Source organism: Amycolatopsis sp. N2S4-7 (assembly GCF_058119595.1).
Genome location: NZ_CP172299.1, coordinates 2,277,545 through 2,301,417, shown reverse-complemented (window position 1 = coordinate 2,301,417; position 23,873 = coordinate 2,277,545). Strand labels below are relative to the sequence as shown.

The window sequence follows — 23,873 nt, the reverse complement described above, 5'->3', positions numbered from 1 at the left end:
TACGAGTCCGTTGTTGCGCGGTTGAGCGCATCCGGGCATGACTGTGTCCGAACCGTTACTTTGCCCTTTGGGGCAGTTGATCGGGCAACTGCCGGAAAAGGGCGCGGCTCGCCGAAATCGCCACCCAGCTCCGAGGACCCGATCGGTTGCGTGCGAACAGCAAGTCCATCGAGGCCCGGGCCGAATACGGTTGCATCCACGGCTCATCGGCTGTTCTGGAACCCGACACTGCGGTCGCGGTCCTTCGCTGTCGACCTGAAACGTGGCCAGCAGCTCGATATACCGGGTGAGGGTCGCGCGATAACCGGCGAGCACGCTGTTGAAGGTGAGGACCGTGGCACCGCCTGGGGCGCTTGCCGCGGCGCCGCGCACAGCGAGCATCGGCTGGCATCAGAGACGTTGCGCGATTCCCGGTGTCCGCACGGCCGCCCAACTCGAGCGGCCGAACTCGAGGCGCTGGGTTGCTGCCGGGTGGCGTGGCACCACGGTCGCGGCCTCGGGCTCGACCGCTTTGATCCCCGCGCTGCTCGCCGAAGCGGCGCAGCAAGGGCTCGTGGGCTGCCGCCACCGGCATGCCCGAACTCGCCGCAGCCGCCTGGGTCGGCCGCGGCGAGCACCTGCCTGCTCACCGAGCCGTTCGACCAGATCGCGGATCTGGTCCTTGGTCGGTCGCTGTTGCTTCGAGGGCTGCGCGGTGGCGGTCGGGCGCGGCGATGACCTTCTTGGTGGCCGTGGGTGACCGCCGCAATGGATCGTCGTGTCCAGTGTGAGCCGGGATCACCCGTTGCGGTCCGCATTGCCGGGCACCGGAATTCCGCAAGAAGCCGGCTGACGTACCCTTTCGCATACCCCCGGCGTCGTGATAAGGGCGGAATAGCCGGATGGAAACGCGGGCGGGAATCATGGACGGTGCACCGGAAAGCGGATATGCGAACAGAGGAATCGGCGGGCGAGTGATGTCAGACGATCGAGTGCGGGCGGCGGTCGTGGCCGTGGGGCTCGAGCACGTGCGGCTCAGCTACGAGTACCTGAATCGAGGGGACACCGACGGCTACGCGTCGCTGCTGGACGCCGGGGTGCGGCTCGATTGGCCTGGTCAGGAGCCGATTCGTGGGCGGGGGGCCGCGGAGCGGCTCGCCGCCGTGCGGCGGTTGCGGGGTGCCGGGGTGCACGTCGTGCACGAGGTCTTCGCCTCGGGAGAGCGGGTCGCGGCCATCGGCCGGTTCGTCGGGGAGTGCCGCGGTTCCGCTGTCGAAGTCGACTTCGCGGACATTTTCACATTGTCGGAAGACGGTTTGCTCGTCGAGCAGAAGTGTTACCACTACGTCGATCCCGCCTGATGGGTTCACCCGGCTGGGGGCTGACACTGAACAATCGGTCACTTAGCCTCGCTCGGAAGTGTGTGCTCTAGGGGGGACAGATGGCCGCGGTCGTCGAAGCGCACCAGGGCGCGCCGATTTACCGGATACTGGGCCCCCTCCAAGTAGCGAAGCCCGGTGACGCCGAGTACGAAGTTCCGCACGGGCGGCAGCAGACCGTTCTGGCCGTGCTGCTGCTGGAGGCCAACCGGGTGGTCAGCATCGGCCATCTGATCGACGCGATCTGGGAAGACGATCCGCCGGCGACCGCGCGCACGCAGGTCCAGATCTGTGTTTCCAAGCTGCGCACCAGCTTGGTCGAACACGGGCTCGGCGAGGCGATCGTGACCAAGCCGCCCGGCTACCAGCTGAACGTGGCACCGGGGCAGCTCGACGCGCAGGTGTTCGCCGAGTCGGTCGCCGCCGCGGACGCGTTGAGCCGGGAAGGCAAGCCGGCGCAGGCCGCCGAGGTGCTGGCCCGCGCGCTCGCCCTGTGGCGGGGTCCGGCCTTGAGCGGCGTGCGCGGCCGGATTCCGGAGTCCAAGGCCATCCAGCTGGACGAGAGCAGGCTTTCGGCGATCGAGACGCGCGTCGACATCGAACTGGGGCTGGGCAGGCACCACCAGCTGGTGGGGGAGCTGTCGACGCTCGTCGCCGAGCAGCCGCTGCGGGAACGGCTGCGCGGCCAGCTGATGCTGGCGCTGTTCCGGGCCGGGCGGCAGGCCGAAGCGCTCGAAACCTACCGGCTGGGCCGGGAGCTGATGATCGACGAGCTGGGCTTGGAGCCGGGGGAGGAACTGCGCAGGCTGGAGACCGCGATCCTGGCCGGCGAGGTGACCGACGCCGCGGCCGAGCCGCCGCCACCACCGGAAGAGGCCGACGTCCCGGTGCCGTTCCAGCTCCCGACCGACGTCGCCGATTTCACCGGCCGCACCGACCTTCTCGGCCGGGCCGAACGGCTGCTGCTCGGCCCGGACGGCAGGCACGCCACCCGGGTGGTGGTGCTGCTCGGCAAGCCCGGCGTCGGCAAGAGCGCCCTCGCGGTGCACCTCGCGCACCGGCTGGGCGACGCCCACTTCCCCGACGGCCAGCTGTACTGCGATCTCGGCGGCCACCGGGACCAGCCCACCAGGGCGGTCGACGCGCTCGGCCGGTTCCTGCGCGCGCTGGGCGTGCCCGGCGAGGTGATCCCCGAGCACGCCGACGAGCGCGCCGAGATGTTCCGCCACCTGCTCGCCCGCCGGCGCGTGCTCGTCCTGCTCGACGACGCGGCGGACGAGGCGCAGGTGACGCCGCTGCTGCCGGGCAGCGGGAACTGCGTGGTGCTGGTGACCAGCCGGGCCAGGCTGACCGGCGTGGCGGGGGCGCCGACCCTCGAGGTCGAGGTGTTCGGGCACGACGAAGCCATCGGCATGCTGGCCAGCGTGATCGGGCAGCGGCGGGTCGCGGCGGAACCGGCCGCGGCCGACGCGCTGGTCCGGCTGGTGGGCCGGCTCCCGCTGGCTCTGCGCATCGTGGCGGCCCGGCTGGGTGCGCGTCCACATTGGACTTTGGCCTGGATGCTCGAACGGCTCTCCGACGAACGGCGCAGGCTGGACGAACTCGCGCACGGTCAGCTGATGGTGCGCGCCAGCCTCGCGTTGACCTTCGACGGGCTGCAGCCGCAGGCGCGGAAACTGCTCGGGCTGCTCGGCCTGCTGGACACGCCGAGCTTTCCCAGCTGGGTCGCCGCCGCGCTGCTGGACGCCGACTACCTGGCCGCCGCCGACCTGCTGGAACTGCTGGTGGACGCGCAGATGGTGGAGGTGGCCGCGCTGGACGTCACCGGCGGCCCCCGCTACAAGCTGCACGGCCTGATCCGGCTGTTCGCGCGGGAACAGCTCGAACACGCCGAGGCCGCCGACCTGCGGCAAGCCGCGGTGGCCCGGGTGGCCGGCGGCTGGCTGGCCCTCGCCGAGGCGGCTCATGCGCGGATCTACGGCGGCGACTTCACGGTGCTGCACGGGACCGCCGAGCGGTGGCGCCAGCCGCCGTCCTACGCCGATCGGGCGCTGGAGAACCCGCTGGGCTGGCTGGAATCCGAGCAGGAGAACCTGTGCGGCGCCGTGGCACTGACCGCGGAGTGCGCGCTGGACGAGCTGTGCTGGGACCTCGCGGTCACCCTGGTCGCGCTGTTCGAGGCACGCTGCTACTTCCAGGACTGGGAACGCACCCACCGGCTGGCGCTGGACGTCGTGCGCGCCAAGGGAAACCGCCGCGGGATCGCGGCCTTGTCCTGTTCGCTGGGGTCGCTCTACCTCAGCCGCGGGAAGCTGCCTTCGGCGGAGGCCGAGCTGGAGCCGGCGTTGCGCGAGTTCGAGCTACTGGCCGACACGCACGGGCTGGCGATGGTCCGGCGCAACCTGGCCCTGCTGCACAAGGCGCGGGGTGACGCCGAGGGTGCGCGGGAGCGGTTCGCGGACGCGTTGACCGGCTTCCGCGCGGTCGGCGACCTGGTCGGCCAAGCGCACGTGCTCGGCCAGATCGCCCAGCTCGAGCTGGACCGCGGCGAGCTGCACCAGGCCCGCGGCCACCTGGACGACGCGCTGGCCATCTGCCGGGAGGTCGGCAACCGCCGCGTCGAGGTCCAGCTCCGCTACCGGCTCGCCGAGCTGATGATGCACGACAACCAGTGCGAGCCGGCGCGGCAGGTGCTCGTCGAGTTGCTGCGGGCGGTCCGCGAAGGGGGCGACATCGTCGGGGAGGCCCGGATCCTGCGCCGGCTCGGCCAGGTCAACGCCCGGCTCGGCCGTCCCGACGTCGCCGAGCAGCTGCTGGCCGAGGCGCTCGGCGTCTGTGAACAGACGATCGATCGCGCGGGAGCCGACGACATCCGCGCGGACCTGGCGGAGCTCACCGCCGGCTCGCGCTAGGGGGAGCCCACTCACCACGGGGTGTCCTCGGACGGCTGGCCGGCGCCCCACGGGGTGTCGTCGTCACCGGAAGCCGCCATGCCCCAAGGCGTGTCGTCGTCGCCCGAAGCCGCCGCACCCCAGGGCGTGTCGTCGCCCGATCCCCACGGGGTGTCGTCCGCGACCGCGCTCATCGAGGCCGGCGTCGCGGGGCCGCCGGTGGCGGCGAACGCGGTGACGGTGGGTGCCAGCACGGCGGCGGCGATGGCGGCGGCGGTGGCGGTGGCCCTGATGATGCGCATTCTCGGATCCGTTCTTCCGGTGTTCCCTGCTGTCGGAATCGAATTTATGGGCCGGAGGTATCGGCGCCCTATCGCAGCGACCGCCGGCCCGCGCGGTCCGGTGATACCGCGGCGATAACCGCGCATCGATGCTGGTCACAGTGACTCCGCAGGTGGGGAACGGCCCCACGAGCGGACGAGATCGCGGGACGGACACAGCATGAGCCAAGAATTCGGGACACTGCTCCGGTCATTTCGGGGCAAGCGCGGGTTGACCCAGCGGCAATTGGCCGATCTTTCGACGGTCAGCATCCGGGCGATCCGCGATCTGGAATCGGGCCGGGTCCGGCGGCCACGGCCGGACACCGCGCGGCTCATCGCCGACGGGCTCGGCCTGTCCGGGCCCGGCCGGTCCGAGCTCGAGTCCGCCGGGCGTGGAGGCCTCCGGCCGGAGGCCCCGCCGCTGCCCGCGCCGCTCGGTGCGCTGATCGGCCGCGACGTCGAATGCGCGCAACTGGACGAGTTGCTGCGGTCGGGCGCGCAACGACTGGTGACCCTCACCGGGCTGGCCGGGATCGGCAAGACCAGGCTGGCCTCGGAGGTGGCCTCGGCTCTGCGCCGGCAAGGCATGCCGGTGTGGTGGCAGGGCGACGACGATCCCGGGGCGGTCGCCGACATCGAAGCGCGCTCCGGCCACGCGCCGGCGTTGCTCGTGCTGGACGGCCTGGACCACCGGTCCGGGCTCCCCGAAGACGTCGCCCGGCTGCTGGGCCGGTATCCGGGTCTTCGCGTGCTGTGCACCGCGCGGGCGCCGCTCGGCGTTCCCGGCGAGTGCGCCGTTCCGCTGGAACCGCTCGCCCTGCCCGAGGGGCAGCCGTCGGCGGCGGCGCTGCTGGCCTCCCCGGCCGGAGCCCTGCTGCTGCACCGCATCCGGCACGTCCGGCCGGGGTTCCGGGTGAGCACCGCCGACGCGGTCGCGCTGACGGCGATCGTGCGCCGGCTGGACGGCGTGCCGCCGGCGCTGGACGCGGCCGCGTCGTGGTTCCTGGTCTACCGGCCCGCGGACCTGCTCGGGTACCTGACCGGCGACCCGCTCGGGTTCGCCACCGAGCGGCTGGCTTCCTGGCTCGAGGCCGTGCGGGACACGGTGTCCGGGCTCGACGCCGCCGAGTCGGCGTTGCTCGCGCAGCTCGCCCAGCCGGACGGCGCGGGTCCGGACCGTTCGCTGGCGGAGATCGTCGAGCTGAGCGGTCACGCGGCCGGCGAATGCGTGCGGCTGGTCCACCGGCTGGTGTTGCTGGGGCTGCTGGCCGGCTCGCGGCCCGGCCGGTTCCGGGTGCTCGAACTGGTGCGCGCGGCGCGGTCCACGGCCCCGCGCAACGGTCCCGAAACTGCCGCCGTACTGCCGCTGCGACTGCCTGTTCCGGCATTTTCACCGGATAGGTTCGAGTCAACCGATTCAACGCGAAGTGCCTGATAAAAAAGGTGATTCGCGCCGACGGAAAAGGCGGGGCAATGCATTCGGGCGAACCATTGCTGGACGGCCGCGCGAGCGGCGGGGGACTGGATGTGGTGATCACCAGCGTGTCCTCCGACGCGCACACCTGGAACCTGGTCTACCTCCAGCTGGTGCTGGAGGAACTCGGCCACCGGGTGTTCAACCTCGGCGCCTGCGTACCCGACGACCTGGTCGTTTCCGAGTGCCTGCGGATCCGGCCCGCCCTCGTGGTGGTCAGCAGCGTGAACGGACACGGCCACCGGGACGGGACCCGGCTGATCGGCCGGGTCCGGGCGAGCCCGGAACTGGCGCGGACGCCGGTGGTCATCGGCGGAAAACTGGGGATCAACGGCAGCAGCGGCGGCGACCGGGCCGCGTCATTGCGTTCGTCCGGGTTCGACGCGGTATTCGAGCGGGACACCGGAACGGGTTCGTTCGTGTCCTTCGTCGCACAATTATCGGTGGGTGTCGGGAAATGAACGGGTTCGGAGCACGTGTCGCCGAAGCGCACCGCCTCGGGCAGCTGGTCGTGCAGCCGAGGATGGGCATGAGCGATCCGGCGGTCATGCGGGCCGGGCTGCTCGCCACCCGGGACGCGGCGGCCACCACGGTCGGCACGATCACCCTGGACAGCTACACCCGGGTCGGCGACCACGCCGGCGCCCGGGCCGCGCTCGAAAGCGGGGCGGCGCTCAACGGCTACCCGATCACCGCGCACGAGCTGTCCACCACCCGGCGGGTGCTGGCCGGTGCGGCGAGCGACGGCTTCCCGGTGCAGGTCCGGCACGGCTCGGCGGTGCCGGAGGAGATCGTCGCCACGGTGATCCGGGCCGGGCTGCACGCCACCGAAGGCGGCCCGATCTCCTACTGCCTGCCCTACAGCCGGGTGCCGGTGCAGAACTCGGTGCGCAGCTGGGCGCGCTGTTGCGAGCAGCTCGCCGAACTCCGGTCCACCGGTGTCGAACCGCACCTGGAGAGCTTCGGCGGCTGCATGATGGGCCAGCTCTGCCCGCCGGGCCTGCTGGTCGCGATCAGCGTGCTGGAAGGGTTGTTCTTCCGCAGCCACGGGCTGCGCAGCATCTCGCTGAGCTACGCCCAGCAGACCAGCCCCGAGCAGGACCGCGAGGCCGTGCTCGCGCTGCGCACGCTGGCCGCCGAGCTGCTCGGAGACCTCGACGTCCACGTGGTGATCTACACCTACATGGGCGTCTACCCGAAGACCCCGGGTGGCGCGACCGGCCTGCTCGCGGACGCGGCCCGGCTGGCGGTGCGGACCGGTGCCGCGCGCCTGATCGTCAAGACCGTCGCCGAGGCGCACCGGATCCCGACCATCGCGGAGAACGTGGCCGCGCTCCGGATGGCGGCGCGCGCCGCCGCCGGGTGCGTCCCGGACGGCGTCCCGGCCCCCGACACGGGGATCTACGCCGAGGCCCGCGCGCTGGTCGAGGCGGTGCTGAACCTGCGGGCGGACGTCGGGCAGGCGCTGGCCGACGCGTTCCGGCTGGGCTACCTCGACGTCCCGTTCTGCCTGCACCCGGACAACGCCGGGGCCGCCCGCAGCTACCTCGACACCGACGGCCGGCTGCGCTGGTCGCGGACCGGCTCGATGCCGTTGCCGCCCGAGCGCCGTCCGGGCACCTCCGGCGCGCTGACCGCGGCCGGCCTGCTCAGCTCACTGTCCTTTGTGGAACGAACCTACGACGAAGCCGCCATCGAGGGGTGCCTGACCGGCACCCGCCAGGGAGCGAACCAGAGATGACCGACGAAACGACGCCCGCCCTGCCGGCGAGCCCGCGCGAGCACCTGTCCTCACCCGTCACGCGCTCGGTGCTGAAGATCCAGCACCGGATGCTCACCGCCACCCGGGAATTCCTGTCCGGGCAGGGCTTCACCGAGCTCCTGCCCCCGATCATCGGCCCGGTCACCGACCCCGGCGCCCGCGGCGCCAAGCAGGTCGACGTCGACTACTACGGCCACCGCTACAAGCTGATGACCAGCGCGATCCTCTACAAGCAGGCGTCGCTGACCGCGTTCGACAAGATCTTCTGCATCGCGCCGAACGTCCGCCTCGAACCGCTGGAGACGGCGAACACCAGCCGGCACCTGGCCGAGTTCCACCAGATCGACGTCGAGGTGGCGAACGCGTCGCGCGAGGGCATCATGGCGGTGGCCGAAGGGCTGGTCGCGGCGGTCGTGCGCGAGGTCGTCGCCCACCTGCCCGCCGAGCTGGAGCTGCTCGGCCGGGACGCCGGTGCGTTCGCCGACCTGCTCGCCGGCTCCTTCGAGCGGCGCACCCACGCCACCGCCGTCGCCGACCTCCATTCCCTCGGCCACGACCAGAGCCCGGACGCGGAGATCGACTGGGCCGGCGAGGCGTTGCTGTCGCGCAAGTCGAGCAAGCCGTTCTTCGTCACCGACTACCCGAAGGGCTCGCGTGGTTTCTACGACCGGGAGAACGAGCAGCTGCCCGGTTTCCTGCGCAACTTCGACCTGATCGCCCCGGAAGGCTACGGCGAGCTGTGCAGCGGCAGCGAGCGCGAGAACGGCTACGCCACGATCGTCGCCCGGATGCGCGAGACCGGGGAGAACCCCGCCAAGTACGGCTGGTACCTGCGGATGGTCCGCGACGGCATCCCGCCCAGCGCGGGCTTCGGCATCGGCCTGGAGCGGTTCACCAGGTACGTCGCCGGGCTGGACTCGGTGTGGCAGGCCAGCGCCTACCCGAAGGTGCCGGGAGTGGTGCTGCCGTGAGCGCGCTGAGGGCGGAGAACTTCCCGGAAGCCGCGGTCCGCGAGCGGGCCAGGTCCGGCACGGCGCAGGTCTTCCCGGACGTCGGCGGGTACGGCACCACGCTGTTCGGGGCGGGGCCGGAGGACACCGCCGACGGCATCGACGCGCTGCGTCTCGTTCCGCCGGTGTTCGTCCCGCAGCGCCTGGAAAAGCTGATCGACCTGGCCAGGGAGCCGGTGTACACCGACGTCGCCCTGGACACCGCCATCGGCGGGTTCGGGTCCCGTTACCCGCTGTACCTCTCGGCGTTCGGCTCCACCCAGGTGGCCAGTGTCGATCTCGGCACGGCCGCGAGCAGGCAGGCGGGGCGGCTGGGGATCCCGATGGTGGTCGGCGAGAACGTGGTGCCGGTCAACGGGTACGGGCGGATCGAGCAGGACGGTGCCCGTTCGCTGCTCGGCCGGATCACCGCCTACGCGGCGGAGCTCCCGGACGGCTGCGGCGGCGTGGTGATCCAGCAGAGCACCGAGGACGCCGACGCCGAGGTCTGGAACCTGGTCTACAGCGACCCGAACACGCAGCCGTTGCTGGAGTCGGGGCGGCTGGCGTTCGAGCTCAAGGTCGGCCAAGGCGCCAAGCCGGGGCTCGGCGGGCTCACGGTGCTCGACGCGGCCGGCGCCGGCCGGCTGTCCGAGGCCTTCGCGATGGACCCGGTGTTCGGGGCCGGCAGCGACCGCGTGCTGCGCTGCAGCAGCCCGGGCACCTTCACCGAGGAGATCCTGCGGCAGCAGATCCGGTTGATGCGCAACAACTTCCCCCGCGCCAGGGTGTGGGTCAAGCTGCCGCCCGCCAGGGACGTCCGCCCGGCCGCCGAGGTCGCGTGGGAAGCCGGCGCCGACGCGGTGACCGTGGACGGCGCCGAGGGTGGCACCGGCTGGGCCCCCACCGCCTTCCTCCGCCACGTCGGGCTGCCGCTCGCCGAATGCCTGCGCCGGATCGGCGAGCACGGATCCTGCCTGCTCGTGTCCGGCCGGATGTGGGAGGGCGCGCGCGTGGCGAAGTGCCTCGCGCTCGGTGCCGACGCCGCCGGTCTCGGGCGGGCCGCGCTGCTCGCGGTCGACGAGGATCCCGAGGACGGGCTGGTCAACCTGGTCGAATGTCTGGCGCTGGAACTGCGGATGCTGACCAGCGCGCTGGGGAAGTACCACACCGGGGCGCTCGGCCGCGACGACGTCTGGCCGGTCGAACCCGCGTCGTCCGCGGTGCCCGGCCTGGCCGGATCGCGGAGTTCGTGATGAGCGCGCCCGCCGGCACGGCGGCCCCCGCGCGGGGCGGACTGCTGCGGCACCACGACTTCAAGCTGCTCTGGGCCGGGGAGACGACCAGCAGGCTGGGCACCGGGATCACCGCCGTCGCGCTGCCGCTGGTGGCCGTCGGCACGCTCGACGCCGGCCCGCTGGCGATGGGGGTGCTCAGCGCCGCGGCCTGGCTGCCGTGGCTGCTGATCGGCCTGCACGCCGGGGCACTGGTGGACCGGCTGCCCCGGCGCGCGGTGATGATCACCTGCGACCTGGCCTGCCTGGCCATGCTGATCGCGGTGCCGGTGGCCGCCTGGTTCGGGTGGCTGTCGATCGGGCTGCTGCTGGCAGCGGTGCTCGTGCTGGGCGCGGCGTCGGTCTTCTTCAGCACGGCCTACCAGGCTTATGTGCCTTTTCTGCTGGACAAGGACCAGCTGGCCGAAGGCAACGCGAAGCTGCAAGGCAGCGAGCAGGTCGCCAACATGGCCGGGCCGGGCGCGGGCGGGCTGATCGCGCAGTGGCTCGGCGGGCTGGCGGGGCTGTTCGCCGACGCGCTGACGTTCCTGGTCTCGGCGGTGTCCCTGTACCTGATCCGGGCCAGGGAACCGCGGCGGCGGGTCGAGCCGCGGCGCGGGGACATGCGGCGGGAGATCGGCGAGGGCCTCAGGTTCGTCGGGCGGGACCGGTACCTGCGGGTGCTCGCACTGGCGGCGTCGGTGGACAACCTGATCCTCAACGGCTACATGGCCCTGATCGTGCTGTTCCTGGTGCGCGAAGTCGGGGTGCCGCTCGGCGCCGTCGGCCTGCTGCTGACCGCCGACGCGGTCGGCGGGCTGCTGGGGGCGATGCTGGCGGCGCGGCTGGCCAAGCGGCTCGGCACCGCCAGGGCGATGCTCGTCTGCTCCCTCGGCGCCACCCCGTTCGGGCTGCTGGTTCCCCTGTCCGGCACCGGGTCCGGCCTGCTGTTCTTCGTGGTCGGCATGGCGGTGCCCGCCGCGGGGATGGTGGTCGGCAACGTCGTGGTCAACGGGTTCCGGCAGACGTACTGCCCGCCGGAGCTGCTCGGCCGGATGTTCACCAGCTCCCGGTTCCTGCAGTACGGCGTGATGCCGGCCGGTGCCGTGCTCGGCGGCGCGCTCGGCGCGGCGATCGGGCTGCGCGGCGCGCTGTGGGTGCTGTTCGCCGCGGCGGTGCTCGGCAAGTGCGTCCGGCTCATCGGCCCGATCCGCCGCACCCGCGATTTCCCTTCCGAATACCCAGTCGCTGCAAGCAACCCAACGAGGTGAGTGAAGTGCAGAACCCCTTCGACAACGAGGACGGCAGCTTCCTGGTGCTGGTCAACGACCGCGCGCAGCGGTCGCTGTGGCCCGCGCAGCTGGACGTGCCCGGCGGCTGGCGCGCGGAGCACGGCCCCGGTCCCCGTGCCGCTTGCCTCGACCACATCGACGCGACCTGGACCGACCTGCGTCCGGCCGCCACGCCCGTGCTCAGCGAGGAGTTGTCGTGATTCCCCTTTCCTACGCCCAGAAACGCCTGTGGTTCCTGACGCAGCTCGAGCAGAGCCCGGCGTACAACATCCCGTTGGTGGTGCGGCTGCGCGGGCAGCTGGACCGGCCGGCGATGCGGGACGCGTTCAACGACGTCGTCGCCCGGCACGAGGTGCTGCGGACGTTGTTCCCCGTGGTCGAGGGCGAACCGTTCCAGGAGACGCTGAAACCCGAAGAGCTGCCCGAGCTGCTCACCGAGCAGCGGAGCACCGAAGCGGACTTGCCCGCCGACGTCGAGGCGATCGGCAAGCACCGGTTCGACCTCGCCGTCGAGCCGCCGGTCCGGGCCTGGCTGTTCGAGCTGGGCGCCGAGGAACACGTCCTCGTCCTGGTGCTGCACCACATCGCGGGTGACGGCTGGTCGCTGGGCCCCCTGCTGCGTGACCTCGGCACGGCCTACACCGCCCGGTACGAAGGCGCGCCGGCGCAGTGGCCGCCGCTGGCCGTCGAGTACTCGGACTACACGCTGTGGCAGCAGGAACTGCTCGGCGACGAGGCCGATCCGGACAGCCTGCTCGCCCGGCAGCTGGAGTACTGGCGGACGACGCTGGCCGGGTTGCCCGACGAGCTGACCCTGCCCTTCGACCGCAACCGGCCGGCCGCGCCCAGCCACGAGGGCGGGACCGTCACCGGGCACATCGACGCCGAGCTGCACGAGGCGCTGCTGGAGCTGGCCCGGTCGAACCGCGTGACGCTGTTCATGGTGCTGCAGGCGGCGTTCGCCGTGCTGCTGAAGCGGCTGGGCGCCGGAGACGACATCCCGCTCGGCTCGCCGGTCGCCGGCCGGACCGACGAGGCGCTGGACGAGCTGGTCGGGTTCTTCGTCAACACGCTGGTGCTCCGGACCGACGTGTCCGGCAACCCGAGCTTCAGCGAGTTGCTGGCCAGGGTGCGGGAGCGCGATCTCGGCGCGTTCGGCAACCAGGACATGCCGTTCGAGCGGCTGGTCGAGGAGCTGAACCCGGTGCGGCTGGCCGCCCGGCACCCGCTGTTCCAGGTCATGGTGGTCCTGCAGAACAACGAGGCGCCCACCCTGCGGCTGCCCGCGCTCGAGGTGACCTCCGAACTCAGCTCCAACGGCGCGGCGAAGTTCGACCTGACCGCCGCCTTCGAGGAGCAGGAGGCCGACCCGGCGGGCCGGCCCACCGGGATCCGGGGTGCGCTGGAGTACGCCGCGGACCTGTTCGACCGGGCCACGGTGGAGTCCATGGCCGCCCGGCTGATCCGGCTGCTCGCCGCGGTCACCACCGACCCGGACGAGCCGGTCGGCCGGATCGAGCTGCTCGAGGAGGCCGAGCGGCAGCAGATCGCGCTGGACTGGAACGACACCGCCCGCCCGCTGCCCGAGACCACCATCGGCGAACGGTTCGCCGAGCAGGCCGCGGCCACGCCGGACGCGACCGCGCTGGTGTTCCGCGACCAGCGGGTGAGTTACGCCGAACTGGACCGGCGGGCCAACCGGCTCGCCCACCACCTGCTGGCCACCGCACCCGTCCGGGGCGAGCTCGTCGGGATCTGCCTGGACCGCGGCCCGGAGCTGATCGTCACGCTGCTGGCGGTGCTCAAGGCGGGTGGCGGGTACACCATGCTGGACCCCGACTTCCCGGCCGCCCGGCTGAGCCGGGTGCTGGCCGACTCCGGCAGCGCGCTGGTGATCACCGACCGGGCGCTGGCCGACCGGGTCGCCGGCGCGGAGGTCGCGGTGCTGCTCGTGGACGAGCAGGCCCCGGCGATCGCCGGGCGCCCCGCCACCGCGCCCCCGCCGATCGCGGTCCCCGACAACCTCGCCTGCGTGATGTTCACGTCCGGGTCGACCGGCCGCTCCAAGGGCGTCGCGGCTCCGCACCAGGCGGTGCTCGGCACCCTGCTCGAGCAGTCCTATGTGGATTTCTCGGCCACCGAGGTGGTGCTGCAGTGCTCGCCGGTGTCGTGGGACGCGTTCGCGCTCGAGCTGTTCGGCGCGCTGCTGTTCGGGGGGACCTGCGTGCTGCAGCCGGGCCAGCGCCCGGAGCCGGCGGTGATCGCGCAGCTCGTGCGCGAACACCGCGTCAGCACCATGCACCTGTCGGCCAGCCTGCTCAACTTCATGCTCGACGAGTACCCCGGTGTCTTCGCCCGAGTCGGCCAGCTGATGACCGGCGGCGAAGCCGCGTCGATCGCGCACGTGGCCAAGGCGCTGCGCGAGTACCCGGGCATCCGGCTCGTCAACGGGTACTCGCCGGTGGAGAACATGATCTTCACACTCTGCCACCGGATCGTCGAGCAGGACACCGGGCTCGCGTCCATCCCGGTGGGCAAGCCGATCGCCAACAAGCGGGTGTACGTGCTGGACGACCAGCTGAACCTGGTGCCCTCCGGGGTGATCGGCGAGCTCTACATGACCGGGATCGGGCTCGCGCACGGCTACGTGAACCAGCCGGCCCTGACCGCGGAACGGTTCGTGGCCAACCCGTTCGGGGAGCCCGGCGAGCGGATGTACCGCACCGGCGACCTCGTGCGCTGGCGCGCCGACGGCGTGCTGGAGTTCCTCGGCCGGGCCGACGGCCAGATCAAGATCCGCGGCTTCCGGGTGGAGCCGCGTGAGGTGGAGACCGCGCTCGGCAAGCACCCGGGGGTGGGCAAGGCGGCGGTCGTCGCCCGGGAGGACCGGCCCGGCGACAAGCGGCTGGTGGCCTACGCGGTGGCGGCCTCCGGCGTCGAGCTCACCGCCGGTGACCTGCGCGAGCACGTCGCCGCGCTGCTGCCGGAGTACCTCGTGCCCGCCGCGTTCGTGCTGCTCGACGAGCTGCCGATCACCCCGAACGGCAAGCTCGACCGGGCCGCGCTGCCCGCACCCGACTACGCCGCGCTGACCACCGGCCGCGACCCGCGCACCCCCGAAGAAGAGCTGATGCGCGGACTGTTCGAAGAAGTCCTCGGCGTGACCGGGATCGGCATCGACGACGGCTTCTTCGACCTCGGCGGGCACTCGCTGCTGGCCACCAAGCTGATCAGCCGGGCACGGACCGCGTTCGGCCGGGAGCTGTCGATCCAGGCGGTGTTCGAGGCGCCGACGGTGGCCGGGCTCGTCGAGTGGCTGGGGCGCGCGGAGAAGGCGCGGCCGAGCTTGCGGGCGATGCGCCGGCAGCGGGTGGAGTCGGCATGAGCGCGCCGACACCGCTGTCCTACGGCCAGCGCCGGCTGTGGTTCCTCAACGAGCTGGAACGCGGCCCCGGGTACAACTGCCCGCTGGCGATCCGGCTGCGCGGGAACCTCGACCGCGCCGCGCTGGCCGCCGCCCTGCGTGACGTCCTCACCCGGCACGAGGTGCTGCGCACGGTGTACCCCGTCGTGGACGGCCTTCCGGTGCAGCGGGTGCTCGAGCCGGCGGAGGTCGTGCTCGAGCCGATCGTGCGGGACGTGCCCGGCGGCGAGCTCGCCGAGGCGCTGATCTCGGCCGCGCGGGACGGGTTCGAGCTGGCCACCGAGCCGCCGATCCGGGCTTTCCTGTTCGTCGCGGGCGAGGCCGACCACGTGCTGGAACTGGTGCTGCACCACATCGCCAGCGACGGCTGGTCGATGGGACCGCTGCTGCGTGATCTGGGCACGGCGTACGAAGCCCGCATCGCGGGGACCGGACCGGACTGGGAGCCGCTCCCGGTGCAGTACGCCGACTACGCCCTGTGGCAACGGGAACTGCTCGGCGACGAGTCCGATCCGGACAGCCTGGTGTCCCGGCAGCTGGCCTTCTGGCGCGACACGCTGGCGGGCATCCCGGACGAGCTGGCCCTGCCGTTCGACCGGCCCCGCCGCGCGGAGGGCGGCGCCGCCCGGGTGGTGCCGCTGGAATTCGACGCGCGGCTGCACCGCGGGCTGGCGGAACTGGCGCGCGCCAACGGGGTCACGCTGTTCATGGTGTTCCAGGCGGCGTTCGCGGTGCTGCTGAGCCGGCTGGGCGCCGGCGAGGACATCCCGTTCGGTTCACCGACCGCCGGCCGGACGGACGAGGCGCTCGACGACCTGGTCGGGTTCTTCGTCAACACGCTGGTGATGCGGACGGACGTGTCCGGCAACCCGGGCTTCGGCGAGTTGCTGGCCAGGGTGCGGGAGCGCGACCTGGCCGCGTTCGCCCACCAGGAAGTGCCCTTCGAGCTGCTGGTCGAGACCCTCAAACCGGCCCGCTCGCTGTCGCGGCACCCGTTGTTCCAGGTGACGGTGCTGGTCCAGAACAACGCCGAGGCGCTCCTGCGGATCGGTGACCTGGACGCGGCGGTCGAGCAGGTGCCGGTGAACGTCGCCAAGTCGGACCTGATGCTGGCCGCGGGCGAGCACTTCGACGACGCCGGCCGGCCCGCCGGGATCAGCGGCGCGCTGGAGTACGCGGTCGACCTCTTCGACGCCGCCACCATCGAATCGATGGCGGTGCGGCTGGAACGGGTGCTGACGGCGGTGGTGGCCGATCCCGGCGCACCCGTCGGCGCGATCGAGGTGCTCGGGCCGGACGAGCGGGAGCGGATCGTGGCGGACTGGAACGCCACCGCGGCGCCGGTGCCGGACACGACCCTGCCCGCGATGTTCGCCGAGCAGGCCGCACGGACTCCGGACGCGCCGGCGGTGCTGTTCGACGGGGAGCCCGCCCGGTCGCTCACCTACCGCGAGCTGGACGACGCGGCGACCCGGCTGGCCCATCGGCTGCGCGCCCGCGGCGCGGGACCGGGCGGCGTCGTGGCGGTGTCCCTGCCTCGTTCGGTGGAGCTCGTCGTGGCGCTCTACGCCGCGCACAAAGCCGGTGCCGCGTACCTGCCACTCGATCCGGCCTACCCCGCGGAACGGGTGGAGTTCATGCTCGCCGACGCCGCGCCGGCGGTGGTGCTGACCCCGGAGTCGTTCGCGCGGCTGGCCGCCGAGCCGGCCACCGCGACGGGGTCACTGCCCGCGGTGACCGGCGCCGACCCGGCGTACGTGATCTACACGTCGGGTTCGACCGGGCGGCCGAAGGGAGTGGTGGTCGGGCACGCCGCGATCGTCAACCGGCTGTGCTGGATGCAGCACGAATACGGGCTGGAGCCGGGCGAACGGGTGCTGCAGAAGACGCCGTCCAGTTTCGACGTGTCGGTGTGGGAGTTCTTCTGGCCGCTGCTGGTGGGCGCCACGCTGGTGCTGGCCCGGCCGGACGGCCACCGGGACCCGGCCTACCTCGCCGACCTGATCCGCCGGGAACGGATCACCACCGTCCACTTCGTCCCGTCGATGCTGGAGGCGTTCGTCGCGTCGCCGGATTCGGCGGGCTGCCCCGGCCTGCGGCGGGTGATCTGCAGTGGTGAGGCGCTGTCCTCGACGCTCGCCGCCCGGTTCGCCGCGATCTCCGACGCCGGGCTGCACAACCTCTACGGGCCCACCGAGGCGGCGGTCGACGTGACCGCCCACCGCTACGACCCCGGCGACGCCACCGTGTCCGTTCCCATCGGCGCCCCGGTGTGGAACACCCGGGTCCACGTCCTCGACGAGCGGCTGCGGCCGGTGCCCCCGGGGATCCCGGGGGAGCTCTACCTGGCCGGGGTCCAGCTCGCCGACGGCTACCTGAACCGGCCGAAGCTCACCGCGGAACGGTTCGTCGCCGACCCGTTCGACTCCGGGGGCGGGCGCCTGTACCGCACCGGCGACGTCGTCCGCTGGTGCGGCGACGGTGTCCTGGAGTACCTCGACCGGGCCGACGACCAGGTGAAGATCCGCGGCCAGCGGATCGAGCTCGGCGAGATCGCCGCGGTGCTCGGCGGGCACCCGGCCGTCGCGCAGGCGGCGGTGGTGGCCCGTGAGCACCGGCCGGGCGACCGGCGCCTGGTGGGCTACGTGGTGCCTACCGAAGGCGCGGCCGATCCGGCCGCGCTGCGGGAGCACGCCGCGGCCGTCCTCCCGGACCACATGGTGCCTTCGGCGATCGTGGCGCTGGCGGAGTTGCCGCTCACCCCGAGCGGGAAGCTCGACCGGAAGGCGCTGCCCGCACCCGAGGTGGTCACCGTCGCGGGCCGCGCGCCGGTGACCGCGCGGCAGGAGGTCCTGTGTGGACTGTTCGCCGAGGTGCTGGGACTGGACTCGGTGAGCATCGACGACGGGTTCTTCGACCTCGGCGGGCATTCCCTGCTGGCGACCAGGCTGATCGCCAGGGTCCGCGCCGAACTCGGCGTCCGGCTGAGCATCCGGTCCCTGTTCGAGGCCCCGACGGTGGCCGGCCTCGCCGACCGGCTGGATGCCGCCGCGGACGGCGACCCGCTGGCCGTGCTGCTGCCGCTGCGCGGCGGCGGGACCGGCGAGCCGCTGTTCTGCGTCCACCCGGCGGCGGGCGTCGGCTGGGTGTACGCGGGGCTGCTCCGGCAGGTCACCGGCCGTCCGGTGTACGCGCTGCAGGCCCGTGGCCTGTCTGCTCCGGGAGCCCGGCCCGCGAGCGCCGACGAACTGGTCAAGGACTACCTCGCGCAGATCCGCGCGGTGCGGCCGAACGGGCCGTACCACCTCCTCGGCTGGTCGTTCGGCGCGAACATCGCCCACGCGATGGCCGCGCGGCTGCGCGGTGAGGGGGAGCGGGTGGGGCTGCTCGCCCTGCTCGACGGCTACCCCGCGGGTCCCGCGGATGCGGCTGCCGCGCTGGACGCCGACGACCCGGAGGTCCTGGCCATGGTGCTGGCTTCGCTGGGCTATCCGGTGGACCAGGTGATCGACCGGGCCCGGTTCGCCGCCACCCTGCGGGCGCCGGACAGCCCGCTGTCGACGCTCGACCCGGCGGCGATAGCGGCGCTCCCGGGGGTTTTCGCCGACAGCGTCACCATGCGGGCGGAGCAGACTCCGGACGAGTTCGACGGGGACGTCCTGCTGGTCGTCGCCGCGGCGGACCGGCCGCCCGGCTCGCCCGTGCCCGGCGACTGGCTGCCGTACGTCACCGGCCGGCTCCGGGTGCACGAAATCGACTGCCGGCACGGCGAACTCGCCGCGCCCGGCCCGATCGACGCGGTCGGCGCGCTGCTGGCCGGAGAACTGTCCGCACTCCAGGGAAGGGAAACCCGATCATGACCGCCGATGTGCACGTCCGCCCGGTCGCCGGAACAGCAGGGACAGCCGAAACGGCGGCGACGGCCAACGCCCGCCGGTTCTACGACTGCGTCGACGCCGGAGATGTGCCGGGCCTGGCCGCGCTGTTCGCGCCGGAGTCCAGCTACCACCGCCCCGGCTACGAGCCGTTCCCCGGCCCGGAAGGCGTCGCGCGGTTCTACACCGAGCACCGGGTGATCCGCTCCGGCAGGCACAGCCTGACCACCGTGCTGGCCACCGGGCGCGATGTCGCGGTGCGCGGCGAGTTCCACGGCGAACTGCACGACGGCAGCCCGGTCGACCTGCGGTTCGCCGACTTCTTCCAGGCCGGGCCGGACGGCCGCTTCACGCGCCGGGAGACCTTCTTCTTCGCCCCGCTGGTCTGAACCGACGAAACCCAGAGGAGAAACCAGTCATGACCTCACTTCTCGAGCCGGCCACGAACCCGGCCGCCACCACGAGTCCCGGGCACGGTGACGCGTTCACCGACCACCTGTACGCGATGAGCTGGACCGAGCAGGACGGGTGGCACGCACCGGAACTGCGTCCGCTGGCCAACCTGTCGATCCACCCCGCGATGCTCGGCCTCCACTACGGCCAGGTGATCTTCGAAGGGATGAAGGCGTTCCGCCAGGCCGACGGCTCGATGGCGGTGTTCCGCCCCCGGCAGAACGCGCACCGGTTCCAGCGGTCGGCGCGGCGCCTGGCCATGCCGGAGCTGCCGGAGGAGGACTTCCTGCTGGCGCTGGAAAGCCTGGTCGCCGCCGATCAGCACGCGCTGTCCGACGACCCGGATCACAGCATCTACCTGCGGCCGCTGATGTACGGCAGCGAGGCGAACCTGATGCTGCGCCCGTCGCAGACGTACGAATTCCTGCTGATGGCGTTCGTCGCCGGCGGCTTCTTCGGCGACACGGTGCGCCCGGTTTCGGTGTTCGTCAGTCACGAGCACAGCCGGGCCATGCCGGGCGGCACCGGCAACGTCAAGTGCGCCGCGAACTACGGGCCGTCCTTCGTGGCCCAGCGGATCGCGCAGGACGCCGGGTGCCAGCAGGTCGTCTGGCTGGATTCGGTGGAACGGCGCTGGGTGGAGGAAATGGGCGGGATGAACCTGTTCTTCGTCCGCGGCAGCGGCCCCGGCGCCGAGGTCGTCACCCCGCGGCTGACCGGCACGCTCCTGCCCGGGGTCACCCGCGATTCGCTGCTCACCCTCGCCGAGCGCGACGGCTACCGGGTGGGCGAGGAGCGGATTTCGGTCGAGCAGTGGCGCGAGGAATGCACGGCCGGGTCGATCACGGAGGTGTTCGCGTGCGGCACGGCGGCGGTGGTCACCCCGGTGGGCCAGGTGGTGGACGAAGCCGGCGACTGGACCATCGGCGACGGCGGAACGGGTCCGGTGACGCGCCACCTGCGCACGGCCCTGGTGGACGTCCAGCACGGCCGCGCGCCGGACCCCGGCCACTGGATGCACCACATCCCCCGGTAACCGGGACGGGTGGGGGAGGGGCTTTCCCCGAAAGTCCCTCCACCCCCGTGCCTTGCCTATCGTCGGAACCAGCGCCGTCGCTTCCGCGAGCTTTCTGCAGAGTCGGCCGGCTGTAGTCCCAGTCTTCCGGTCAGGAAGAAGGTCCCCGTCACAATGTTGCCGGGCGCGGGTGGTTGCTCGAGGTCGGTGGTCGCGATCGCGACGCCGAGTTCGATCGCGGCGATGGTGCGGACCCGGATCCGGTGGAATGCCGTGCCGGTAACGGTGTTCACGGGAGTCTCGGCCTCGATGACCTCGCCGGCGAACAGCGCCTGGGCGGAGGGCGTCCAGCCGGGCGAGGGTTCTGCGAGCGGGAAAGCGCCGGAGGGGATGAAGTGGTCGGCGGCGAATTTCGGCAGGTCGTCGTCCTGAGAGGCGTAGTAGGCCTCGGCGTCGGCGTGCACGGTGACGTCTTCGGCCAGGGCCGCCAGCACCAGGGAGCCGCTCTCGAGCCGCCCGCCGGAGTGGGCGAGGATCGCTCGGTCTTCCAGCTCCACCGCAACGGGGCAGACCAGCTCTCCGTCGACGCCGTCGAGGAGTTCGAGCGTCGCGGTCTCGTCATCGACGAGGCGGACGTCGCGCACCGGTACCGCGGGCGTGGTGCCGGCCAGGCTCGGCAGGAGGAACTCGATCTCGCCGTTGCGGACCTGCGCGACCAGCCGGGCGCCGGAGGGATCGGTCCAAACGTGCTCGCTGGTCTTCCCGGCGATCTGCCGCGCTGTGCCCGCGCCGATCAAGGAGACCACCCTCTCCCCGAACTCAGCCTTGCCGGTAACGCCGATCCCGATCGCCGCGAAGTGGCTGGACACGATCACTCCCCTGTTTCACCGTCCACTGGAGACTAGTGCCGGGCCGGAACAAGGTCATCCTGGTTTACGGGGGAGTGCGCCAGGGCACGGACAGCCGTGGATGTCGGACGCGGCGAGCCGGGGACCTCCGCACCTTCGACCCCTGCGGCCGGCCGCTGACCACCACCGGTGCGGTCGGCATCCGAACGTGCCGGGCAACCGCACCGCGCGGCGGCCGCCTGTTCATGCGAGTAGCGGTTGTCCGTGGTCGCGAAGAAGGTCGAAGCTACTGGGACAAGACCATCAGTTTCGTCGGGGGAGGGGCGTCATGAGGCCTGGTCTGGCTGTTTTGCTCGCGGTCGCGCTGGTCGCGCTGGTCGCCACGGGGTGCGGCGGGTCCGGCGACACGCCTTCCGCCGGCCGGGACAAAGTCGCCTATCTGACGTCGTTCGGCACCTTCGGCCGTGACGCCTACGCCTACGTGGCCCAGGAGAAAGGCTTCTTCGCCGAAGCCGGGCTCGATGTCACGATCACGCCGGGCAGTGGCACGGTGGACGTGCTCAAGCTGGTCGCCGCGGGCCGGGCGGACGTCGGAACGGCAGACTTCACCGCCACCGCGATCACCGTGGCGAAGGAGAAGCTGCCGGTCACCGCCGTCGCGGCGGTGCACCAGCGGTCCCTCGCCGCGATCGTCTCGCTCGAGGGCAACGGCATCACCAAGCCGGCGGACCTGGCCGGGAAGAAGATCGCCGATCAGGCCGGCTCCACGAACCAGGTGATGTTCCCCGTCTACGCCAAGGCCGCCGGTGTCGACCCGGCCTCGGTGCGGTTCGTGCCGGCCGCTCCGCCGGCCCTTCCGCAGCTGCTGGCGAGCGGGCAGGTGGACGGGATCGGGCAGTTCGTCGTGGGCCGGCCGCTCATCGAAGCGGCGGCGCGGGGCAAGAAGGCGGTCGTGCTGCCCTACGGTGACCTGGTGCCCGACCTGTACGGCAACGTGGTCGTCACGTCGAAGGATCTCACCGCCCGGAATCCCGCTCTGGTGCGGCGGTTCACCGCGGCGCTGCTCAAGGGGCTCGGCTACGCGATCGAGCACCCCGGCGAGCTCGGCGCGATCCTCAAGAAGTACCAGCCGGCCCAGGACGCGGGTGTGGCGGGCGCCGAGATCGGGTTGATGGCGCCCTACGTCCGGCCTGCCGGTTTCACCGGCCCGCTCGGCCAGGTGGCCGAGGCGCGGGTGCGGAAGATCATCGGCACCCTCGCCGACGCCGGAGCCGTCCCGGCCGGTGTGCTCACCCCCGCCGACGTCGTCTCCTTCGGGCTGGTGCCCCGGCCGTGATCGTTCTGGACGGCGTGGCGCAGGTCTTCGACGGCCGGGCGGGGCCGGTCCAGGCGCTCGCCGGAATCGACCTCGAGGTGGGGGAGAACGAGTTCGTCGCGGTCATCGGGCGGTCCGGCTGCGGCAAGTCGACGTTGCTGCGGCTCATCGCCGGCCTGCTGCCGCCGACCCGGGGACGGATCTTCGTCGACGGCGAGCCGGTGACCAGGCCGCGTCGCGACGTCTCGTTCATGTTCCAGCGCCCGGCGCTGCTGCCGTGGCGGTCGGTGCTGTCGAACGTCATGCTGCCGATCGAGATCTTCGGCCTGGACCGGAAGTCCTACCGGGACCGGGCGCACGAGCTGCTGGAGCTGGTCGGCCTGCGTGGCTTCGAGAAGCGGTTGCCCCACGAGCTTTCCGGCGGGATGCAGCAACGGGTCTCGCTGTGCCGGTCGTTGATCCACGCTCCGGCGGTCATGCTCATGGACGAACCGTTCTCCGCATTGGACGCGTTGACCCGTACGGAGCTTTCCGCGGAACTGCAACGCATCCAGCTGGAGCAGCCCCGGACGGTCGTGTTCGTGACGCACTCCATCGAGGAGGCTGTCGTGCTCGCCGACCGGGTGGCGGTGCTCACCCCGCGGCCGGGCAGGCTCCGCAAGACCGTCGACCTCGCCGTTCCCCGGCCCCGCGTGCCCGGGCGGCCCGACGTCGATCAGGCCGGTCGTGAGCTGCGCGATCTGCTCACCGCACCGGTCGACGGGGGAGCGACATGAGGGGCCGCGTGCTGCCCGTCGTGGGGGTGCTGGTGCTCATCGGCCTCTGGTGGCTGGTGACGATCGTCTTCTCGATCGAGCGGTTCCTCGTGCCCAGCCCGGCCGACGTGGTCGCCTCGTTCCTCGAGCTGCCGGGCTACCTTCTCAGGCAAAGCCTGGTTACCCTGGTCGAGACCATCGAAGGGTTCGCGCTGTCCATAGTGGTCGGTGTGCCGCTCGCGATGCTGATCGTCCGTTCCTCGCTCCTGGAACGGACGTTCTACCCGATCCTGCTCGCCGTGAACGCGGTGCCCAAGATCGCCGTCGCCCCGATCCTGGTGGTGTGGTTCGGCTTCGGCCAGGGGCCGAAGGTGGTCCTGGTCGTGCTGGTGTGCGTCTTCCCGGTGGTCATCTCGACCGCGTCCGGGATGAAGTCCACGCCGCACGAGCTCGTCGAGCTGCTCCGCTCGTGGGATTCCTCCCGCCGTCAGGAGTTCTTCAAGCTGCGGTTCCTCCACGCCCTGCCGCAGATCTTCGTCGGGCTCAAGGTGGCGATCTCGCTGGCGGTCATCGGCGCGGTGATCGCCGAGTTCGTCGGCGCCGACGCCGGGCTCGGTTTCGTCATCGTGCAGTCCGGTGCCAGTGCCGACACGTCGCTGGCCTTCGCCGCGATGACCCTGCTGGCGATCATGAGCATCGCGTTGTTCTACGGACTGGCCTACCTCGAGCGGAAGCTGTTGCCGTGGGCCGAGGAGCACCGGTGATCGCCGTGGTGGTGCCGGCGACACCGGCTGCGACCGGACTGCGACGTCGCGGGGACCACCT

General features: G+C 72.0%; 18 protein-coding genes. 16 read left to right on the top strand and 2 right to left on the bottom strand.

Annotation, left to right across the window (positions count from 1 at the left end; genetic code table 11):
* The first annotated feature begins 956 nt into the window (after positions 1-956).
* The gene (locus ACH54P_RS10610; protein ID WP_489912189.1) at positions 957-1,340 is read left to right on the top strand and encodes a nuclear transport factor 2 family protein; all 384 of its coding nucleotides are present in this window, start codon (positions 957-959) and stop codon (positions 1,338-1,340) included.
* Positions 1,341-1,420: 80 nt separating this feature from the next.
* Positions 1,421-4,270 (top strand): AfsR/SARP family transcriptional regulator, encoded by a 2,850-nt coding sequence (locus ACH54P_RS10605; RefSeq protein WP_489912188.1) that lies wholly within the window; start codon positions 1,421-1,423, stop codon positions 4,268-4,270.
* 11 nt (positions 4,271-4,281) lie between these two features.
* Here ACH54P_RS10605 and ACH54P_RS10600 read toward each other — a convergent pair whose 3' ends face one another.
* A complete protein-coding gene (locus ACH54P_RS10600) occupies positions 4,282-4,551 on the bottom strand; it encodes a hypothetical protein (RefSeq protein WP_489912187.1) in 270 nt (89 codons plus the stop codon).
* Between the two features lie 199 nt (positions 4,552-4,750).
* On the opposite strand from ACH54P_RS10600, the gene ACH54P_RS10595 reads away from it, so the two are divergent.
* The 11 genes from ACH54P_RS10595 to ACH54P_RS10545 are packed head-to-tail and all read left to right on the top strand — an operon-like array spanning position 4,751 to position 20,151.
* The gene (locus ACH54P_RS10595; protein WP_489912186.1) at positions 4,751-6,007 is read left to right on the top strand and encodes a helix-turn-helix domain-containing protein; all 1,257 of its coding nucleotides are present in this window, start codon (positions 4,751-4,753) and stop codon (positions 6,005-6,007) included.
* A 38-nt stretch (positions 6,008-6,045) separates the two neighbouring features.
* On the top strand, positions 6,046-6,507 hold the full coding sequence (locus ACH54P_RS10590) for a cobalamin B12-binding domain-containing protein (protein ID WP_489912185.1): 462 nt from the start codon (positions 6,046-6,048) through the stop codon (positions 6,505-6,507).
* Entirely contained in the window at positions 6,504-7,787 is a 1,284-nt protein-coding gene (locus ACH54P_RS10585; RefSeq protein ID WP_489912184.1) for a methylaspartate mutase, read from the top strand. The genes ACH54P_RS10590 and ACH54P_RS10585 overlap by 4 nt, the downstream gene beginning before the upstream one ends.
* Positions 7,784-8,779 (top strand): asparagine synthetase A, encoded by a 996-nt coding sequence (locus ACH54P_RS10580; protein ID WP_489912183.1) that lies wholly within the window; start codon positions 7,784-7,786, stop codon positions 8,777-8,779. The genes ACH54P_RS10585 and ACH54P_RS10580 overlap by 4 nt, the downstream gene beginning before the upstream one ends.
* A complete protein-coding gene (locus ACH54P_RS10575; RefSeq protein ID WP_489912182.1) occupies positions 8,776-10,053 on the top strand; it encodes a glutamate synthase-related protein in 1,278 nt (425 codons plus the stop codon). Before ACH54P_RS10580 ends, ACH54P_RS10575 begins: the two co-directional genes overlap by 4 nt.
* Positions 10,053-11,342, top strand: coding sequence for an MFS transporter (locus tag ACH54P_RS10570; RefSeq protein ID WP_489912181.1), 1,290 nt, complete (start codon positions 10,053-10,055; stop codon positions 11,340-11,342). The genes ACH54P_RS10575 and ACH54P_RS10570 overlap by 1 nt, the downstream gene beginning before the upstream one ends.
* 5 nt (positions 11,343-11,347) lie before the next feature.
* Positions 11,348-11,563, top strand: a complete 216-nt coding sequence (locus ACH54P_RS10565) for an MbtH family protein (RefSeq protein WP_489912180.1) — start codon at positions 11,348-11,350, stop codon at positions 11,561-11,563.
* Positions 11,560-14,748: a non-ribosomal peptide synthetase gene (locus ACH54P_RS10560; RefSeq protein WP_489912179.1), complete on the top strand. Its 3,189-nt coding sequence runs from the start codon at positions 11,560-11,562 to the stop codon at positions 14,746-14,748. Before ACH54P_RS10565 ends, ACH54P_RS10560 begins: the two co-directional genes overlap by 4 nt.
* Positions 14,745-18,647, top strand: coding sequence for a non-ribosomal peptide synthetase (locus ACH54P_RS10555; protein ID WP_489912178.1), 3,903 nt, complete (start codon positions 14,745-14,747; stop codon positions 18,645-18,647). The genes ACH54P_RS10560 and ACH54P_RS10555 overlap by 4 nt, the downstream gene beginning before the upstream one ends.
* Complete coding sequence (locus ACH54P_RS10550; protein ID WP_489912177.1) at positions 18,644-19,051, top strand: nuclear transport factor 2 family protein; 408 nt, start codon at positions 18,644-18,646, stop codon at positions 19,049-19,051. Before ACH54P_RS10555 ends, ACH54P_RS10550 begins: the two co-directional genes overlap by 4 nt.
* Before the next feature lie 29 nt (positions 19,052-19,080).
* Positions 19,081-20,151, top strand: a complete 1,071-nt coding sequence (locus ACH54P_RS10545; protein ID WP_489912176.1) for a branched-chain amino acid aminotransferase — start codon at positions 19,081-19,083, stop codon at positions 20,149-20,151.
* 56 nt (positions 20,152-20,207) lie between these two features.
* On the opposite strand, the gene ACH54P_RS10540 is transcribed toward ACH54P_RS10545, so the two are convergent.
* Complete coding sequence (locus ACH54P_RS10540) at positions 20,208-20,999, bottom strand: hypothetical protein (protein WP_489912175.1); 792 nt, start codon at positions 20,997-20,999, stop codon at positions 20,208-20,210.
* A 307-nt stretch (positions 21,000-21,306) separates the two neighbouring features.
* On the opposite strand from ACH54P_RS10540, the gene ACH54P_RS10535 reads away from it, so the two are divergent.
* From ACH54P_RS10535 to ACH54P_RS10525, 3 genes are read left to right on the top strand one after another with little or no spacing between them, the layout of a single operon-like run.
* Positions 21,307-22,314 carry an ABC transporter substrate-binding protein gene (locus ACH54P_RS10535; RefSeq protein ID WP_489912174.1) on the top strand — a complete coding sequence of 336 codons (1,008 nt, stop codon included), beginning with the start codon at positions 21,307-21,309 and terminating at the stop codon, positions 22,312-22,314.
* A complete protein-coding gene (locus ACH54P_RS10530; protein ID WP_489912173.1) occupies positions 22,311-23,069 on the top strand; it encodes an ABC transporter ATP-binding protein in 759 nt (252 codons plus the stop codon). The genes ACH54P_RS10535 and ACH54P_RS10530 overlap by 4 nt, the downstream gene beginning before the upstream one ends.
* Positions 23,066-23,812, top strand: coding sequence for an ABC transporter permease (locus ACH54P_RS10525; protein ID WP_489912172.1), 747 nt, complete (start codon positions 23,066-23,068; stop codon positions 23,810-23,812). The genes ACH54P_RS10530 and ACH54P_RS10525 overlap by 4 nt, the downstream gene beginning before the upstream one ends.
* The last annotated feature ends 61 nt before the right edge of the window (positions 23,813-23,873 follow it).

Bases quoted from the DNA above. Each gene is read 5' to 3' on its own strand.
- ACH54P_RS10610 (WP_489912189.1), top strand. From the start codon at position 957: ATGTCAGACGATCGAGTGCGGGCGGCGGTCGTGGCCGTGGGGCTCGAG.
- ACH54P_RS10605 (WP_489912188.1), top strand. From the start codon at position 1,421: ATGGCCGCGGTCGTCGAAGCGCACCAGGGCGCGCCGATTTACCGGATA.
- ACH54P_RS10600 (WP_489912187.1), bottom strand. From the start codon at position 4,551: ATGCGCATCATCAGGGCCACCGCCACCGCCGCCGCCATCGCCGCCGCC.
- ACH54P_RS10595 (WP_489912186.1), top strand. From the start codon at position 4,751: ATGAGCCAAGAATTCGGGACACTGCTCCGGTCATTTCGGGGCAAGCGC.
- ACH54P_RS10590 (WP_489912185.1), top strand. From the start codon at position 6,046: ATGCATTCGGGCGAACCATTGCTGGACGGCCGCGCGAGCGGCGGGGGA.
- ACH54P_RS10585 (WP_489912184.1), top strand. From the start codon at position 6,504: ATGAACGGGTTCGGAGCACGTGTCGCCGAAGCGCACCGCCTCGGGCAG.
- ACH54P_RS10580 (WP_489912183.1), top strand. From the start codon at position 7,784: ATGACCGACGAAACGACGCCCGCCCTGCCGGCGAGCCCGCGCGAGCAC.
- ACH54P_RS10570 (WP_489912181.1), top strand. From the start codon at position 10,053: ATGAGCGCGCCCGCCGGCACGGCGGCCCCCGCGCGGGGCGGACTGCTG.
- ACH54P_RS10555 (WP_489912178.1), top strand. From the start codon at position 14,745: ATGAGCGCGCCGACACCGCTGTCCTACGGCCAGCGCCGGCTGTGGTTC.
- ACH54P_RS10550 (WP_489912177.1), top strand. From the start codon at position 18,644: ATGACCGCCGATGTGCACGTCCGCCCGGTCGCCGGAACAGCAGGGACA.
- ACH54P_RS10545 (WP_489912176.1), top strand. From the start codon at position 19,081: ATGACCTCACTTCTCGAGCCGGCCACGAACCCGGCCGCCACCACGAGT.
- ACH54P_RS10535 (WP_489912174.1), top strand. From the start codon at position 21,307: ATGAGGCCTGGTCTGGCTGTTTTGCTCGCGGTCGCGCTGGTCGCGCTG.
- ACH54P_RS10525 (WP_489912172.1), top strand. From the start codon at position 23,066: ATGAGGGGCCGCGTGCTGCCCGTCGTGGGGGTGCTGGTGCTCATCGGC.